Consider the following 14840-nt stretch of genomic DNA (forward strand, 5'->3'; position numbering starts at 1 on the left):
CGCCCACATGCGCGTCCCTCCCCCCGGTTCCCGCGCGTCCCCGAACCCCCACTCCCCCGCGCACACCCGCACCACGCAGGCCGGCACTCGCAGCTCCGCCCGCCGCCGGAAAGGCCGACCACCTGCTCTGAAGCGACCCGCACGCGCGACCGCCCCGCACCAGGGAGCAGGCCCCCGGTCGGGGCGGGCGTACGTGCGGGCGGGACGGTCAGAAGACCGACTCCGCCTCCTCCATGCGGTACGCCGGGACGGTCTTCAGCTCGGTGACGGCCTCGGCCAGCGGCACCATCTCGATCTCGGTGCCGCGCAGAGCCGTCATCTTGCCGAACTCGCCCCGGTGCGCCGCCTCCACCGCGTGCCAGCCGAAGCGGGTGGCGAGGACGCGGTCGTAGGCGGTGGGCACGCCACCGCGCTGGACGTGGCCGAGGATGACCGGCTTGGCCTCCTTGCCGAGGCGGCGCTCGAGGTCGTAGGCCAGCGCGGTGCCGATGCCCTGGAAGCGCTCGTGGCCGTACTGGTCGATGGCGCCCTTGCTGTAGTCCATCGTGCCCTCGGCGGGGTGGGCGCCCTCGGCGACGCAGATGACGGCGAACTTCTTGCCGCGCGCGAACCGCTCCTCGACCATCTTGACCAGGTCGGCGGGGTCGAAGGCGCGCTCGGGCAGGCAGATGCCGTGGGCACCGGCGGCCATGCCGGACTCCAGGGCGATCCAGCCGGCGTGCCGGCCCATGACCTCGACGACCATCACCCGCTGGTGGGACTCGGCCGTGGTCTTCAGGCGGTCCATGGCCTCGGTGGCCACGCCGACGGCGGTGTCGAAGCCGAAGGTGCGGTCGGTGCCGGAGATGTCGTTGTCGATGGTCTTGGGGACGCCGACGACCGGCAGGCCCGCGTCGGCGAGCATGCGGGCCGCCGTGAGCGTGCCCTCGCCGCCGATCGGGATGAGGGCGTCGATGCCGAACTCCTCGGCCATGTCGGTGGCCCGCTCGCAGGCCTCGCGCAGCCGGTCGCGCTCCAGCCGGGAGGAGCCGAGGATGGTGCCGCCGCTGGCCAGGATGCCGCTGACGTCGTCCAGGTCGAGGGTGCGGTAGTGGCGGTCGAGCAGACCCCGGTAGCCGTCCTCGAAGCCGATGACCTCGTCGCCGTACTGGGCCACCGCGCGGTGCACGACCGACCGGATCACTGCGTTCAGGCCGGGGCAGTCGCCGCCTGCGGTGAGAACTCCGATGCGCATCGTGCTGTGTCTCCTGCTCGCTGTCGGTACCGGTGAGCCCTTTCGATTCAATCACGCTCCCCCGAGGCACGACGAACGGTCACCCGCGCGCGACCCCGCGAGCGGGTCCGGAGGGCGGTGGCCAGGGGTGTTCACCCGCTGGTGGGGCCGTGCCGGGCTTGACGGGCGCCTTATCTGCCGCCGGAGGTATTGTCAAGAAGGTCCGCTCACCCCGGTGGGCGATTTTTGTGCGGTGACGCACCGGCGACGACCGACAGCGATGACAACGATCGGAGAGCACGCGTGACGCGCAGCGTGTACGTGACCGGCATCGACCGCGGCGACGGCCGCCAGGTCGTCGAGCTGGGGATCATGGAACTGCTGACCCGGCAGGTCGACCGGGTCGGCGTCTTCCGTCCCCTGTTCCACGACCGGCCCGACCGCATGTTCGAACTGCTGAGGGCGCGCTACCGGCTGTCCCAGAACCCCGACACGGTCTACGGCATGGACTACCACGAGGCGTCCGCGCTCCAGGCCGAGCGGGGCACCGACGAACTGGTCTCCACGCTGGTGGACCGCTTCCACCGGGTCGCCCGCGACTACGACGTCGTCCTGGTCCTCGGCACCGACTTCGCCGACACCCAGCTGCCGGACGAGCTGGCGCTGAACGCGCGGCTGGCCAACGAGTTCGGCGCGTCCGTCGTCCCGGTCGTCGGCGGCCGGGGGCAGTCGGCCGAGTCCGTGCTCGCCGAGACCCGCAACGCCTACCGCGCGTACGAGGCGCTGGGCTGCGACGTGCTGGCGATGGTGGCCAACCGGGTGGCCCGCGAGGACCGCGAGGAGATCGCCGTACGGCTGGCCGGCCGGCTGCCGGAGCCCTGCTACGTGCTGCCGGACGAGCCCGCGCTGTCCGCGCCGACGGTCGCGCAGATCGCCCGGCACCTCGACGCCCGGGTGCTGCTCGGCGACGAGTCCGGGCTCGCCCGGGACGCGCTGGACTTCGTCTTCGGCGGTGCGATGCTGCCGAACTTCCTGGCCGCCCTGACCCCGGGCTGCCTGGTCGTGACGCCGGGCGACCGGGCCGACCTGGTCGTCGGCTCGCTGGCCGCGCACAGTGCGGGCACCCCGCCGATCGCCGGCGTGCTGCTGACCCTGAACGAGGTCCCGCGCGAGGAGATCCTCACGCTGGCCGCCCGCCTCGCCCCCGGCACCCCCGTGCTGTCGGTCTCCGGCAACAGCTTCCCCACCGCCGAGCAGCTCTTCTCCCTGGAGGGGAAGATGACGGCGGCCACGCCCCGCAAGGCGGAGACCGCGCTCGGCCTGTTCGAGACCTACGTCGACACCGCCGGGCTGGCCGACCGCGTGAGCGCCTCCAGCGGCGACCGGGTCACCCCGATGATGTTCGAGCACAAGCTGCTGGAACGGGCCCGCGCCGACAAGCGCCGGGTCGTGCTGCCGGAGGGCACCGAGGAGCGGGTGCTGCGCGCCGCCGAGGTGCTGCTGCGCCGCGGCGTGTGCGACCTGACGCTGCTCGGCCCGCTCGACCTGATCCGCAAGAAGGCCGCCGACCTGGGCATCGACCTCGGTGACAGTCAGCTCATCGATCCGGCGACCTCGGAGCTGCGCGACTCCTTCGCCGAGAAGTACGCCGCGCTGCGCGCCCACAAGGGCGTCACGGTGGAACTGGCCTACGACGTCGTCTCCGACGTGAACTACTTCGGCACGCTGATGGTCCAGGAGGGCCTGGCCGACGGCATGGTGTCGGGCTCGGTGCACTCCACGGCCGCGACCATCCGGCCCGCCTTCGAGATCATCAAGACCAGGCCTGGGGATCCCTCCTCCGGGGGAGCCTCGATCGTGTCGTCGGTCTTCTTCATGTGCCTGGCCGACAAGGTGCTGGTGTACGGCGACTGCGCGGTCAACCCGGACCCGGACGCCGAGCAGCTCGCGGACATCGCCGTCCAGTCGGCGGCCACGGCCGCGCAGTTCGGTGTGGAGCCGAGGATCGCGATGCTGTCGTACTCCACCGGCACCTCCGGTTCGGGCGCCGACGTGGACAAGGTGCGCACGGCGACCGAGCTGGTGCGCGAGCGGCGCCCCGACCTGAAGACCGAGGGCCCGATCCAGTACGACGCCGCCGTGGAGCCGTCCGTGGCCGCGACCAAGCTGCCCGGCTCGGAGGTCGCCGGGCAGGCCAGCGTGCTGATCTTCCCCGACCTCAACACCGGCAACAACACCTACAAGGCCGTGCAGCGTTCGGCCGGCGCGATCGCCGTCGGCCCGGTCCTGCAGGGTCTGCGCAAGCCGGTCAACGACCTGTCCCGGGGCGCGCTCGTCCAGGACATCGTCACCACCGTCGCCATCACGGCGATCCAGGCCCAGCACCCGAGCGAGAAGGCGTCAGCGCAGTGAGCACCCCCACGAACCCCACCGCCCCCACGCGGGTCCTCGTCCTCAACTCCGGCTCCTCGTCGGTGAAGTACCAGCTCCTGGACATGCGCGACAGCAGCCGTCTCGCGGTGGGCCTGGTCGAGCGCATCGGCGAGCAGACCTCGCGGCTGAAGCACACCTGCCTGGTGACCGGCGAGACCCGGGAGCAGACCGGCCCGATCGCCGGCCACGACGCGGCCCTGAAGGCGGTCGCCGAGGAGCTGGGCCGGGACGGCCTCGGTCTGGACTCGCCCGAACTGGCCGCGATCGGGCACCGCGTGGTGCACGGCGGCATGTTCTTCACCGAGCCGACGGTCGTCGACGAGTCCGTGCTCACCGAGATCGAGCGGCTGATCCCGGTCGCGCCGCTGCACAACCCGGCCAACCTGACCGGCATCCGCACCGCGCAGGCGCTGCGCCCGGACCTGCCCCAGGTCGCGGTCTTCGACACCGCGTTCCACACCACGATGCCGGAGTCGGCGGCGCGTTACGCGATCGACCCGAAGATCGCCGACCGGCACCGGATCCGCCGCTACGGCTTCCACGGCACCTCGCACGCCTATGTGGCCCGGGAGACCGCGCGACTGCTCGGCAAGGACCCCTCCGAGGTCAACGTCATCGTGCTGCACCTGGGCAACGGCGCCTCGGCGTCGGCGGTGGAGAAGGGCCGGTGCGTGGACACCTCCATGGGGCTGACGCCGCTGGAGGGGCTGGTCATGGGCACCCGGTCGGGTGATCTGGATCCGGCCGTCATCTTCCATTTGGCGCGCGTAGGCGGAATGTCCATGGACGAGATCGACACTCTTCTCAACAAGAGGAGCGGTCTGTTCGGGCTGTGCGGGGACAATGACATGCGCGAGATCCGCCGCCGGATCGACGAGGGCGACGAAGAGGCCGCGCTGGCCTTCGACATTTACATTCACCGGCTGAAGAAGTACATCGGCGCCTATTACGCCGTGCTCGGCCGCGTGGACGCGGTGGCGTTCACGGCCGGGGTCGGCGAGAACGCGGCGCCGGTGCGCGAGGCGGCCGTCGCGGGTCTGGAAGGGCTGGGCCTGGCGGTCGACGGCGCGCTGAACGCCGTACGCGGCGATGGACCGAGGCTGATCTCGCCCGGGTCGGCGCGGGTGGCGGTCGCGGTGGTGCCGACCGACGAGGAACTGGAGATCGCCACGCAGACGTACGCGCTGGTAGGAAAGAAGAGCTGAGCAATACACCGCAGTAACACGCCTGAGCGCATGTCCGCCCATTTGTATCTTCCGCCGGCCGGAATATTCCGCAGCGAAACAAAACGATAGGATCGCACTCATGCGCCGTTCGAAAATCGTCTGTACTCTCGGCCCCGCGGTCGACACCCATGAGAAGCTCGTCGACATGATCGAGGCGGGCATGAACGTGGCCCGCTTCAACTTCAGCCATGGCTCCCACGCCGAGCACCAGGCGCGGTACGACCGCGTCCGTGCCGCGTCCAAGGAGACCGGCAAGGCCATCGGTGTACTCGCCGACCTCCAGGGCCCGAAGATCCGCCTGGAGACCTTCGCCGAGGGCCCGGTCGAGCTGGAGCGGGGTGACGAGTTCGTCATCACGACCGAGGACGTGCCGGGTGACAAGCACATCTGCGGCACCACGTACAAGGGCCTGCCGGGCGACGTCTCGCGCGGCGACCAGATCCTCATCAACGACGGCAACGTCGAGCTGAAGGTCACGGACGTCGAGGGCCCGCGGGTGCGGACGATCGTCATCGAGGGCGGTGTCGTCTCCGACCACAAGGGCATCAACCTGCCCGGCGCGGCCGTCAACGTGCCCGCGCTGAGCGAGAAGGACGTCGAGGACCTCCGTTTCGCGCTGCGCATGGGCTGCGACATGGTCGCCCTGTCCTTCGTCCGCGACGCCAAGGACGTCCAGGACGTCCACAAGGTCATGGACGAGGAGGGCCGCCGCGTCCCCGTCATCGCCAAGGTGGAGAAGCCGCAGGCGGTGGAGAACATGGCGGACGTCGTCGCGGCGTTCGACGCCGTCATGGTGGCCCGCGGCGACCTGGCCGTCGAGTACCCGCTCGAGAAGGTCCCGATGGTGCAGAAGCGCCTCATCGAGCTGTGCCGCCGCAACGCCAAGCCGGTGATCGTGGCGACCCAGATGATGGAGTCGATGATCACCAACTCGCGCCCGACCCGCGCCGAGGCCTCCGACGTGGCCAACGCGATCCTGGACGGGGCCGACGCGGTCATGCTGTCCGCCGAGTCCAGCGTGGGCGCCTACCCGATCGAGACCGTCAAGACGATGTCGAAGATCGTCAAGGCGGCCGAGGAGGAGCTGCTGTCCAAGGGCCTGCAGCCCCTGGTCCCCGGCAAGAAGCCGCGCACGCAGGGTGGTTCGGTCGCCCGCGCCGCCTGCGAGATCGCCGACTTCCTCGGCGGCAAGGGCCTGATCGCCTTCACCAAGTCCGGTGACACCGCCCGCCGTCTGAGCCGCTACCGCGCCGCCCAGCCGATCCTGGCCTTCACCACCGACGAGGGCACCCGCAACCAGCTGACCCTCAGCTGGGGCGTGGAGTCGCACGTGGTGCCGTTCGTCAACAGCACCGACGAGATGGTCGACATGGTGGACCAGGAGCTGGCGAAGCTGAACCGCTTCAACGCCGGTGACACCGTGGTCATCACCGCCGGCTCGCCCCCCGGCGTCCCCGGCACCACCAACATGGTCCGGGTGCACCACCTGGGCGGCGGGGACGTCGACTGACGGTCGCCCGTCCGGCCTTCCGCAGCATGACCGTGGCCCGGTCCTCCGTCGAACGGAGGACCGGGCCACGGTTCTGTGCGGCTCCCGGAGCGGCCTGTGGGGCTGTCAGCCGGTGGTGTAGACGTGCATGCCGGGCACGTGCAGGTTGCCGCCGAACTGCGCCGCCTGCGTCACCTTGGCGTTGGTGAAGTAGATCAGCGGGATGTTCAGCGGGGGCGGGCTGTCCGGGCTGAACGTGATCGGGACGAGCCCGAACAGGTTGCCCGAGATGCTCTCGGTGTACATCACGGTGTCGCCGCCGGTGATGGTGGACATCGAGCCCGAGGCGGCCTGCACGTGGTAGGTCTTGCCCGAGAGCTTGTCGTTCACCGTCTGGTGCAGGTCACCGATGTCGGTGCCGCCGGAGATGACGTACTTCAGCACCTTCTTGGTGGTACCGCTCGCCGTCTTCACCTCGACGACGCCCTTGTAGTCGGCGCCCTTCAGCAGCAGCGAGCTGGCGTCCAGGTGCCAGGGGTCGTCCGCCACGGGCACCTTGTTGTCGACGCCGCTGACGTCGTCGGTGGCGGCCGGGCAGTCGTCGGCGGACGGGGTGGCGCTGGCGGACGGGTCGGGCGTGGCCTGGCCTGCCGTGTCGGCGGCGTCCTCGGCGGTCTTGCCGACCGTGTCGGCGGTGTCCTTCACCGTCTTGCCGACGGTGTCCGTGACGTCCTTGACCGTCCTGCCGACCGTGTCGGCGGTGTCCTTCACGGTCTTGCCGGCCGTGCCGCCCGCGTCCTTCGCCGTGGACGGCGTGCCCGCCGCGGCGGGCGCGGACGACGGGCCCGGGGCCGGCTGGGACGCGGCCGGTGCCGGGCTCTCGGACGCGCCGGAGTCCTTGCCGCCGCCGAGCACGTCACCGAGGGTGGTGCCGATGGTGTCGAGCAGGCCGCCGTCCTTGCTCGCCGGCGCGGACGTCGACGGGGCCGGGACCGTGGGGGCCTGCGTCGCCGTACCGGAGCCGGCACCGGTGTCCTTGGAGCCGGTGGGGCCCGAGGACCCCGCCGGAGCGGGCTCGCCCTTGCCGTCGGAACCTGAATCCGGCGATGAGGTCGCGCCCGTGCCGCCGTCGCCCGCGCCGGTGTCGCCCTTGCCGTCGCCGGACGCCGAGGGGTCGGGCGTGGCGGGCGGGGTGGACTCGCCGGCGGAGGGCGAGGCCGAGGGGGTGTCCTTGCCGTCCAGCGCGTCGACGCAGTCCTTGTACTCCGCCGCCTTCTGGCTGTTCGACGTGCCCGTACCGCCGCCCGCGGCGAGAGCGAGCGTCGACGTGAAGCCCATGCCCATCAGCACGGCCGTGGGCATCGCCACGGTGGCTATCGCCTTGCCGGCCGGCATGTGGAACCTGGTGAACAGCGGCTTCTTGGGAGCCGCGTGGCGGGCCCCGGTTCTCCCACTGGACCCGTCCACATCGGTCCAGTGGGTCACCTCGTCAGCCGGCACTGTGCCTCCCGTTCGCCCCGTTGGCCGGGTTCATTCCTGACAGGTCGTTCTCCCCCTGCGCCTCGGAGCCCTGGGCCGGGATGCCCTCGGCCGCCGCGTCCTGCTTGGACAGCGGGACGGGCCCGGGGGCGGCAGCGGCCTCGGCCGGGACGCCCGCCACCGGTGCGGCCGCGAACTGCGGCGCCGGCTGCTGCGGGCCGCCCGGGGCCCAGGACACGGCCATCGCTCCGCCCACGAGGGCGAGCAGGAAGCCCACGATGAAGCCGCCGAAGTTGGACACGGGGAGGGACACCAGCGCCAGCAGGATCGCCGCGACACCCGCGAACGTCCGTACGTGCTTCTGGAACCAGAGGCTGATGCCCAGGACGATGAGCAGCACGCCGATGATCAGGGAACCGGCACCCGCCGTGGTCGCCATCGCCAGCGTCAGATGGCCGAGCTGGAGGTGGAAGTACGGGAAGTACATGATCGGAAGGCCGCTGAGCAGGACGTACAGACCGGCCCAGAAAGGACGGTCGCCCCGCCACGCGCGGAACTGCTGCCTCCGGAGATGGAACTGGCCGGATTCGGCTGCAGGGGTCTCGGCGCTCATGGAAAACAGCTCCCTGGTGCGGCGTTGCTGTGGTGGTGATGTGTGCCGCGCGTGAACACGCGGCCGGAGAGGGGACGGGCGGGGGCGCCATCGGCTCCCCCGCCCGTCAGCGAGTGCTTAGTAGCACTCCGCGCCATCGGTCGACAGCGACATGTGCAGCCCGCTCAGCTTGAAGGTTCCGGCGGTGGTCGCCCACGCCGTCTGCTTCACGTTGACCAGCGTGGCCTTGTCGGCCTGCTGCGCGAACCCGAAGGGGTTGGCCTGCTCGGACCCGCCCTTCATGCCCGGACCCTTGGCGGCGTCCTTGGCGGCAACACCGATGTCGATGTTGTTGAACGTCGCGTCGGCGTCGAGGTCGGCCACGTCGATGTAGATGCGGTCGGCCTGAACCGCGTCGTGCCCCGCCCCGCCGGCCTTCAGAATCAGGCTGATGGAACCGAAGCCCGGCACGTCCGGGGTGACCACGGACTGGCACAGGTTGGTGATCTCGGCGTGCGAGAACGCCGAGACGGCGACCGGGTGAGCGGTCTTCTTGCCGTCCATGGTGTAGCCGCTGTCGATGGCACCGTACTGTTCGAAGCCGTCACCGACGAGCTTGTCGGCACGCACCTTGAACGACTGACCCGAAACGCTGAACGAAGCTGCGAGAGCGCCCTGCGCGAGGGCGACACCTATCGCGGCCGTAGCGGCGACGCTGGGCACCATGACCACAGCGAAGCGCTTCCATCTGGTCCCGCCACGCACCTGGGACTCCATATTTCCTCCTTCTCGGACGTACATCTCCTGGCCCGGGCCGGCCCCGTTCGGCGGCTCGGCGGGCAGGGATGGGAGAAGTGCTACGTCCTCGGGAAGGAGAGCGCCCGCGCCGGCGCGAAACGCGCCCGCATCACCGGCGATCACCCCCGAGCGACAACCACTGGTCGCGCCTGACACGCATCACGCACAACCTTGCGGACAGGCTCCGCCGGTGAGGCGAAGACCCCCCTGTCCCAGAGCCGGCGCCACTGCCGTCGGCTCTGCTCGGTGGGGACCCCTGATGCTCCCGCGACCCGGCCGGATGCCGGGGACGGGAAGGGACCGAGCGTGGCCGATCGTGGTGCATTCTCGGCCGAGACACAAGGGGGTTCATTACCGGCTAGTAACGGCCGGATAACCGAACAACGACTCTGGGATCCCGTAGTGCCACGCTCGGTGCCATCGAGGGGCAGAGCAAAGCCGTTGATCCCTGGACGAATCCAGACAGATCAACGGCTGCGACTTACTCCGAGTAACAGCACGCACGATTACCAAGATTTGGCAAAGTGCGGCCACCCTGACGCTCCGTCGGCAGATCTTTCACCCTGGCATCACGAGCCCGGGGGTTTACCGACTGGTCAGAACAGCGCCCGTGCCAGCGCCCGGCGGGCACCGACCACGCGCGGGTCCTCGGGTCCCACGACCTCGAACATCTCCAGCAGCCGGCGCCGCACGGTGTCCCGGTCGTCGCCCGCGGTGCGGGTCACGGTCTCGATCAACCGCCCGAAGGCGTCGTCGACATGACCGCCCACCAGATCCAGGTCGGCCGCCGCGATCTGCGCCTCGGCGTCGCCCGGCCTCTCGGCGGCGTCCCGGCGCACCTGCTGCGGGTCCATGTGCTGCACGCGCTGGAGCAACTCGGCCTGCGCGAGGCCGAGCTTGGCCTCCGTGTTGCCCGGGTCGTCGCTCAGCACGTTCCGGTAGGCCTGGACCGCGCCGCCCAGGTCGCCCGCGTCGAGCGCCTGCACGGCGGCTTCCAGCAGGGCGTCGTGGGGGCCCTCCTGGACCTCTTCGCGCGCGGCACCGCCGGGCTCGGCCTCCGGGTCGACGGTCAGACCGGTCAGGCCGAACCGCTCCTCGGCGACCTGGACCAGCTGGTCCAGGGTCTCCCGGATCTGCTGTTCGCCGGCCGCCCCCTGGAAGAGGGGGAGCGCCTGCCCGGCGACGACGGCGAAGACGGCGGGAATCCCCTGGACGCCGAACTGCTGCATCAGCATCTGGTTGGCGTCGACGTCGATCTTGGCGAGGAGGAAGCGCCCGTCGTACTCGACCGCCAGCCGCTCCAGCACCGGGCTGAGCTGCTTGCAGGGCTGGCACCACTCGGCCCAGAAGTCGATGACGACGGGGACTTCGGCGGAGCGCTGGAGGACGTCCCTCTCGAAGTCCGCCTCATCGACGTCGATGACGAGATCGGCCGGGGAGATGGCCCCCGTGCCGCCGTGCCGGGCGGTCTCGGCGCGCACCTGCTCGGCCTTGGCCTTGGCCTCCTGGGCCGCCTTCACCGCGGCGAGGTCGACGACGCCGCTCATGGACATGTTCCGTGGCTGCATGGGTCTATCCTCCCCCGTACCCGCGCGTGAATGAAAAAGCGATGTGTTCCGGCGGTGCACATGGCGTGTGGTCCCCACCCCACGCCGGTGTCCGCCAGCCCGTGTACGTCCCTCACGAGCTTTCGCTACGAGTCGTAGCGTAATGCCAGGACCCGCTCCGGCGGCACCTGTTTCCGGTGATCTCCCTCACGACGCTTTGCTACCCGCCGGTTAAGGTCGGGGAATGCAGAGCCGCACCCCAGCCAGCCGTACCGGACGTCCGCGCAGCGCCGCGGCGGACGCCGCGATCCTGGCCGCCACCCGCCAGGCGCTGGTGGAGCTGGGGTGGTCGGGGCTCACCCTCGGCGACGTGGCGACGCGGGCCGGGGTGGCGAAGACGACGCTGTACCGCCGCTGGGCCGGCAAGCACGAGCTGGTGGTGGACGCGGTCGCCGAGCTCTTCGACGAACTGGAACTCCCCGACCGCGGCAGCCTGGGCGCCGACATCGAGGGCGTGGTGCTCCAGTTCGCGGCCATCCTGGCCCGCCCGGAGGCCCGGAGCGGCCTGATGGCGGTGGTCACGGAGTCCACCCGCGACGACTCCCTGCGCGAGCGCATCCGCGACTCGATCGTGGAGCGCCAGAAGTGCCTCGTCGTCGCGGGCCGCAGACGCGCGCAGAAGCGCGGCGAGCTGCCCGCGGAGTCCGATCCGGAGGCGGCGGCCCGCGCGATCGACCTCATCTTCGACATCGTGGCGGGGGCCGTGGTGCACCGCACGCTGGTGAGCGCGGAACCCGCGGACGAGGAGTGGGTACGGCGTTTCGTCTCGGTGCTGCTGAACGGACTGGCGGCGGCGGAGGGCTGACGGCACCACAGGAACGACGTCCGGGGTACGGAGGTCTTGCGCACCTGGCATGTCCAGGTCACCATGTGCTGCGGAATCTACTCGCATAGATGTGGTTCCGGATTCACCCGTCCCACTCGGCACCACCCCCTGACAGTGCGTCACCTCCCCACTGACCACTCGTATCCGGAGGGATCGATCCCCGTGAGACCTCGTCACCCCCGCCGCCGTGTCACGCTGACCGCCACTGCCGCCGCCCTGCTCGCCCTGTCCGCGGCCCAGACCCTGGCCGCCGCCCCCACGGCCGGCGCCGCCCCCGCCGCACCGGCCCGCACCGCGCACCACACCTCCGCCACCGCGGCGGCGGTCACCGGCGCCCAGGACCGCGCCGCCCGGGCGATAGCCCGCTCGCTCGGCGACGGCGCCTGGCGCGCCCGGCTGCGCACCGCCGCCCTGAAGTCCGGCGACGTGGCCGTCACCGCGCTCGCCGCACGGGCGAACCCCGGCCTGGCGTCCCCGCTCGCCGCCGCCGACCGCGCGATCGCCGGCGCCAAGGGCCTGGACTCCAAGGTGGGCCCGCTGCTCCGGCTGCGGCTCGGCGACCGCTCCATGCGCGGCGCGCTGACCGCGGGCACCGCGCCCTGGGTCGCCGCGGCCGCCTCGGACGACGCCACGCGCACGGTCACCGCGTACGACAGCCACGGCCGCGCCCACACCCTGGACGCCCGCGAGGCACCCGCCCGCCCGGTGTACGTCGTCGACATCGACAGCTCCAAGGCGCTGTCCGCCGGTCTGGACGTCCTGCGCGGGGAGCTGGTCAAGAAGGGCGTGCGCTCGTCGGCGCCCGCCACCGTGAACAGCGCGGCCGCCGGCCGGGCGGCCGCGGCGAGCGGGGGCTTCTGGACCACGAAGATCGACGCCGTCGAGCTCTCCGACGACGAGGAGCCCTGGGTCAAGGGCGACGCCGAGATCTACACCCTCGTCACCGGCTTCGGCCAGGACGGCGCCGTCCGCGTCGACCCCGTCGACATGCCGTGGCTCGACAACGACGGCACGGTCTACCGGCCCAACCAGATCCTGGTGAACTGGTCGAACTACAAGTACGACCTGGCCGACGCGGTGATGATGGAGGACGACGGCAGCACCAACTACCACGACCTCGCCGTGGCCATCGCCGGTGCCCTGCTCACCATCACCGACCAGGGCACCTACATCCCGCTGGTGGACGCGGTCCTCAACGCCATCCCCACCTCGTGGTGGACCGACGACCCGGACTACGTCGACTCCTGGTACACCCTGGCCCAGGGCAGCAACGGCACCCTCCACGGCGCCCGCAACAACGGCTGGATGACCGTCGAGCCGTACTGGGTCTCGCAGTTCTGACGCACGGCGCACAGCGGCGCGGCGGCACCGCCGGGAACGGGGGCGCCGCCGCCCGGCGCGAACGGCGGGGGCCCGCCGGAACGGACATCCGTTCCGGCGGGCCCCCGTGCTGTGCGGCGGGTCCGGCGGCGGTCAGAAGCCGGCGGGCTCCGTGTAGACGCCCCACTCGTCCCGCAGCACCCCGCAGATCTCCCCGAGGGTCGCCTCGGCGCGTACGGCGTCGAGCATCGGCCCGATCATGTTCGCGCCCGACCGGGCGGCCGCCAGCATCTCGTCCAGCGCCGTGCGCACGGCCCGCTCGTCCCGGGCCGCCTTGCGCCCGGCCAGTGTCCGGACCTGCTCCCGCTCGACCTCGTGGCTGACCCGCAGGATCTCCAGGTCCCCGGTGACCGAGCCGGTGTGGACGTTGACGCCGACGACGCGCTTCTCGCCCTTCTCCAGCGACCGCTGGTAGCGGAACGCGGACTCCGCGATCTCGCCGGTGAACCAGCCGTCCTCGATCCCGCGCAGGATCCCGGAGGTGACGGGCCCGATCGGGTGGCGCCCGTCGGGGTGCGCCCGCAGCCCGCGCTCCTTGATCTGCTCGAAGATCTTCTCCGCGTCCGCCTCGATCCGGTCCGTCAGCTGCTCGACGAACCAGGAACCGCCCAGCGGGTCGGCCACGTTGGCGACCCCGGTCTCCTCCATCAGCACCTGCTGGGTGCGCAGCGCGATCTCGGCCGCCTGCTCGCTGGGCAGCGCCAGCGTCTCGTCCAGGGCGTTGGTGTGCAGCGAGTTCGTCCCGCCGAGCACCGCGGCCAACGCCTCCACCGCGGTGCGCACCACGTTGTTGTACGGCTGCTGCGCGGTCAGCGACACCCCGGCGGTCTGCGTGTGGAACCGCAGCCACTGCGCCTTCTCGCTCTTCGCGCCGTACACATCCCGCATCCAGCGGGCCCAGATCCGCCGGGCCGCGCGGAACTTGGCGATCTCCTCGAAGAAGTCGAGGTGCGCGTCGAAGAAGAAGCTGAGCCCCGGCGCGAACACGTCCACGTCGAGACCGCGCGACAGGCCCAGCTCGACGTAGCCGAAGCCGTCCGCGAGCGTGTACGCCAGCTCCTGCGCGGCCGTCGAGCCCGCCTCGCGGATGTGGTAGCCGGAGACCGACAGCGGCTTGTAGGCCGGAATGCCCGCCGCGCAGTACTCCATGAGGTCGCCGATCAGGCGCAGGTGCGGCTCGGGCTGGAAGAGCCACTCCTTCTGGGCGATGTACTCCTTGAAGATGTCGGTCTGGAGCGTGCCGTTCAGGACCGCGGGGTCCACGCCCTGGCGCTCGGCGGCGACCAGGTACATGCAGAAGACGGGGACGGCGGGGCCGCTGATCGTCATCGAGGTCGTGACGTCGCCGAGCGGGATGTCCTTGAACAGGACCTCCATGTCGGCGGCCGAGTCGATGGCCACACCGCAGTGGCCGACCTCGCCGAGCGAGCGGGGGTCGTCGGAGTCGCGCCCCATCAGCGTCGGCATGTCGAAGGCCACGGACAGGCCTCCGCCGCCGGCGGCGAGGATCATCTTGTAGCGCTCGTTGGTCTGCTCGGCGTTGCCGAAGCCGGCGAACTGGCGGATGGTCCAGGTGCGGCCGCGGTAGCCGGTCGGGTGGAGCCCGCGCGTGTAGGGGTACTCGCCCGGCCAGCCGATCCGCTCGAATCCCTCGTACGTGTCACCCGGCCGGGGCCCGTACACCGGCTCCACGGGATCGCCGGACAGCGTGCTGAAGTCGGCGTCGCGCTTGCGCGCGGAGTCGTAGCGGGCCTGCCAGCGCCGGCGGCCTTCCTCGATGGCGTGAGCGTCCATACC

General features: G+C 71.2%; 11 protein-coding genes. 5 read left to right on the plus strand and 6 right to left on the minus strand.

What is annotated here, in order from left to right; all coding sequences use genetic code 11:
* Nucleotides 1–208: 208 nt before the first annotated feature.
* Nucleotides 209–1234: an ATP-dependent 6-phosphofructokinase gene (locus ACIPRD_RS01505; protein WP_356411708.1), complete on the minus strand. Its 1026-nt coding sequence runs from the start codon at nt 1232–1234 to the stop codon at nt 209–211.
* 282 nt (nt 1235–1516) lie between these two features.
* On the opposite strand from ACIPRD_RS01505, the gene pta reads away from it, so the two are divergent.
* The 3 genes from pta to pyk all read left to right on the plus strand — a co-directional run bounded on the left by pta (nt 1517) and on the right by pyk (nt 6382).
* Complete coding sequence (gene pta / locus ACIPRD_RS01510; protein ID WP_356411705.1) at nt 1517–3625, plus strand: phosphate acetyltransferase; 2109 nt, start codon at nt 1517–1519, stop codon at nt 3623–3625.
* Nucleotides 3622–4851, plus strand: a complete 1230-nt coding sequence (locus ACIPRD_RS01515) for an acetate kinase (RefSeq protein WP_356411702.1) — start codon at nt 3622–3624, stop codon at nt 4849–4851. The genes pta and ACIPRD_RS01515 overlap by 4 nt, the downstream gene beginning before the upstream one ends.
* A 100-nt stretch (nt 4852–4951) precedes the next feature.
* Nucleotides 4952–6382 carry a pyruvate kinase gene (gene pyk / locus ACIPRD_RS01520; RefSeq protein ID WP_356411700.1) on the plus strand — a complete coding sequence of 477 codons (1431 nt, stop codon included), beginning with the start codon at nt 4952–4954 and terminating at the stop codon, nt 6380–6382.
* A 105-nt stretch (nt 6383–6487) separates the two neighbouring features.
* On the opposite strand, the gene ACIPRD_RS01525 is transcribed toward pyk, so the two are convergent.
* The 4 genes from ACIPRD_RS01525 to ACIPRD_RS01540 form a co-directional block, all read right to left on the minus strand.
* Nucleotides 6488–7861, minus strand: coding sequence for a hypothetical protein (locus ACIPRD_RS01525; protein WP_401559007.1), 1374 nt, complete (start codon nt 7859–7861; stop codon nt 6488–6490).
* Nucleotides 7851–8453: a DUF6114 domain-containing protein gene (locus tag ACIPRD_RS01530; RefSeq protein WP_401559010.1), complete on the minus strand. Its 603-nt coding sequence runs from the start codon at nt 8451–8453 to the stop codon at nt 7851–7853. Before ACIPRD_RS01530 ends, ACIPRD_RS01525 begins: the two co-directional genes overlap by 11 nt.
* 117 nt (nt 8454–8570) lie before the next feature.
* Nucleotides 8571–9209 (minus strand): DUF6230 family protein, encoded by a 639-nt coding sequence (locus ACIPRD_RS01535; RefSeq protein WP_356411691.1) that lies wholly within the window; start codon nt 9207–9209, stop codon nt 8571–8573.
* A 617-nt stretch (nt 9210–9826) separates the two neighbouring features.
* The gene (locus ACIPRD_RS01540; RefSeq protein ID WP_356411688.1) at nt 9827–10798 is read right to left on the minus strand and encodes a tetratricopeptide repeat protein; all 972 of its coding nucleotides are present in this window, start codon (nt 10796–10798) and stop codon (nt 9827–9829) included.
* A 223-nt stretch (nt 10799–11021) separates the two neighbouring features.
* Here ACIPRD_RS01540 and ACIPRD_RS01545 point away from each other — a divergent pair, with 223 nt between their 5' ends.
* Complete coding sequence (locus tag ACIPRD_RS01545; protein WP_356411685.1) at nt 11022–11642, plus strand: TetR/AcrR family transcriptional regulator; 621 nt, start codon at nt 11022–11024, stop codon at nt 11640–11642.
* A 183-nt stretch (nt 11643–11825) separates the two neighbouring features.
* Nucleotides 11826–13004, plus strand: a complete 1179-nt coding sequence (locus tag ACIPRD_RS01550) for a DUF3103 family protein (RefSeq protein ID WP_401559014.1) — start codon at nt 11826–11828, stop codon at nt 13002–13004.
* A 132-nt stretch (nt 13005–13136) separates the two neighbouring features.
* On the opposite strand, the gene ACIPRD_RS01555 is transcribed toward ACIPRD_RS01550, so the two are convergent.
* Complete coding sequence (locus ACIPRD_RS01555) at nt 13137–14837, minus strand: methylmalonyl-CoA mutase (RefSeq protein WP_401559016.1); 1701 nt, start codon at nt 14835–14837, stop codon at nt 13137–13139.
* Nucleotides 14838–14840 lie beyond the last annotated feature (3 nt).

The organism is Streptomyces sp. NPDC090108, from assembly GCF_044747185.1.
In the GTDB taxonomy this organism is placed as follows: Bacteria; Actinomycetota; Actinomycetes; order Streptomycetales; family Streptomycetaceae; genus Streptomyces.

Excerpts from the sequence above, each read along its gene's own strand:
- ACIPRD_RS01535 (WP_356411691.1), bottom strand. The coding sequence starts at position 9,209 with ATGGAGTCCCAGGTGCGTGGCGGGACCAGATGGAAGCGCTTCGCTGTG.
- ACIPRD_RS01505 (WP_356411708.1), bottom strand. The coding sequence starts at position 1,234 with ATGCGCATCGGAGTTCTCACCGCAGGCGGCGACTGCCCCGGCCTGAAC.
- ACIPRD_RS01555 (WP_401559016.1), bottom strand. The coding sequence starts at position 14,837 with ATGGACGCTCACGCCATCGAGGAAGGCCGCCGGCGCTGGCAGGCCCGC.
- pyk (WP_356411700.1), top strand. The coding sequence starts at position 4,952 with ATGCGCCGTTCGAAAATCGTCTGTACTCTCGGCCCCGCGGTCGACACC.
- ACIPRD_RS01530 (WP_401559010.1), bottom strand. The coding sequence starts at position 8,453 with ATGAGCGCCGAGACCCCTGCAGCCGAATCCGGCCAGTTCCATCTCCGG.
- ACIPRD_RS01540 (WP_356411688.1), bottom strand. The coding sequence starts at position 10,798 with ATGCAGCCACGGAACATGTCCATGAGCGGCGTCGTCGACCTCGCCGCG.
- ACIPRD_RS01545 (WP_356411685.1), top strand. The coding sequence starts at position 11,022 with ATGCAGAGCCGCACCCCAGCCAGCCGTACCGGACGTCCGCGCAGCGCC.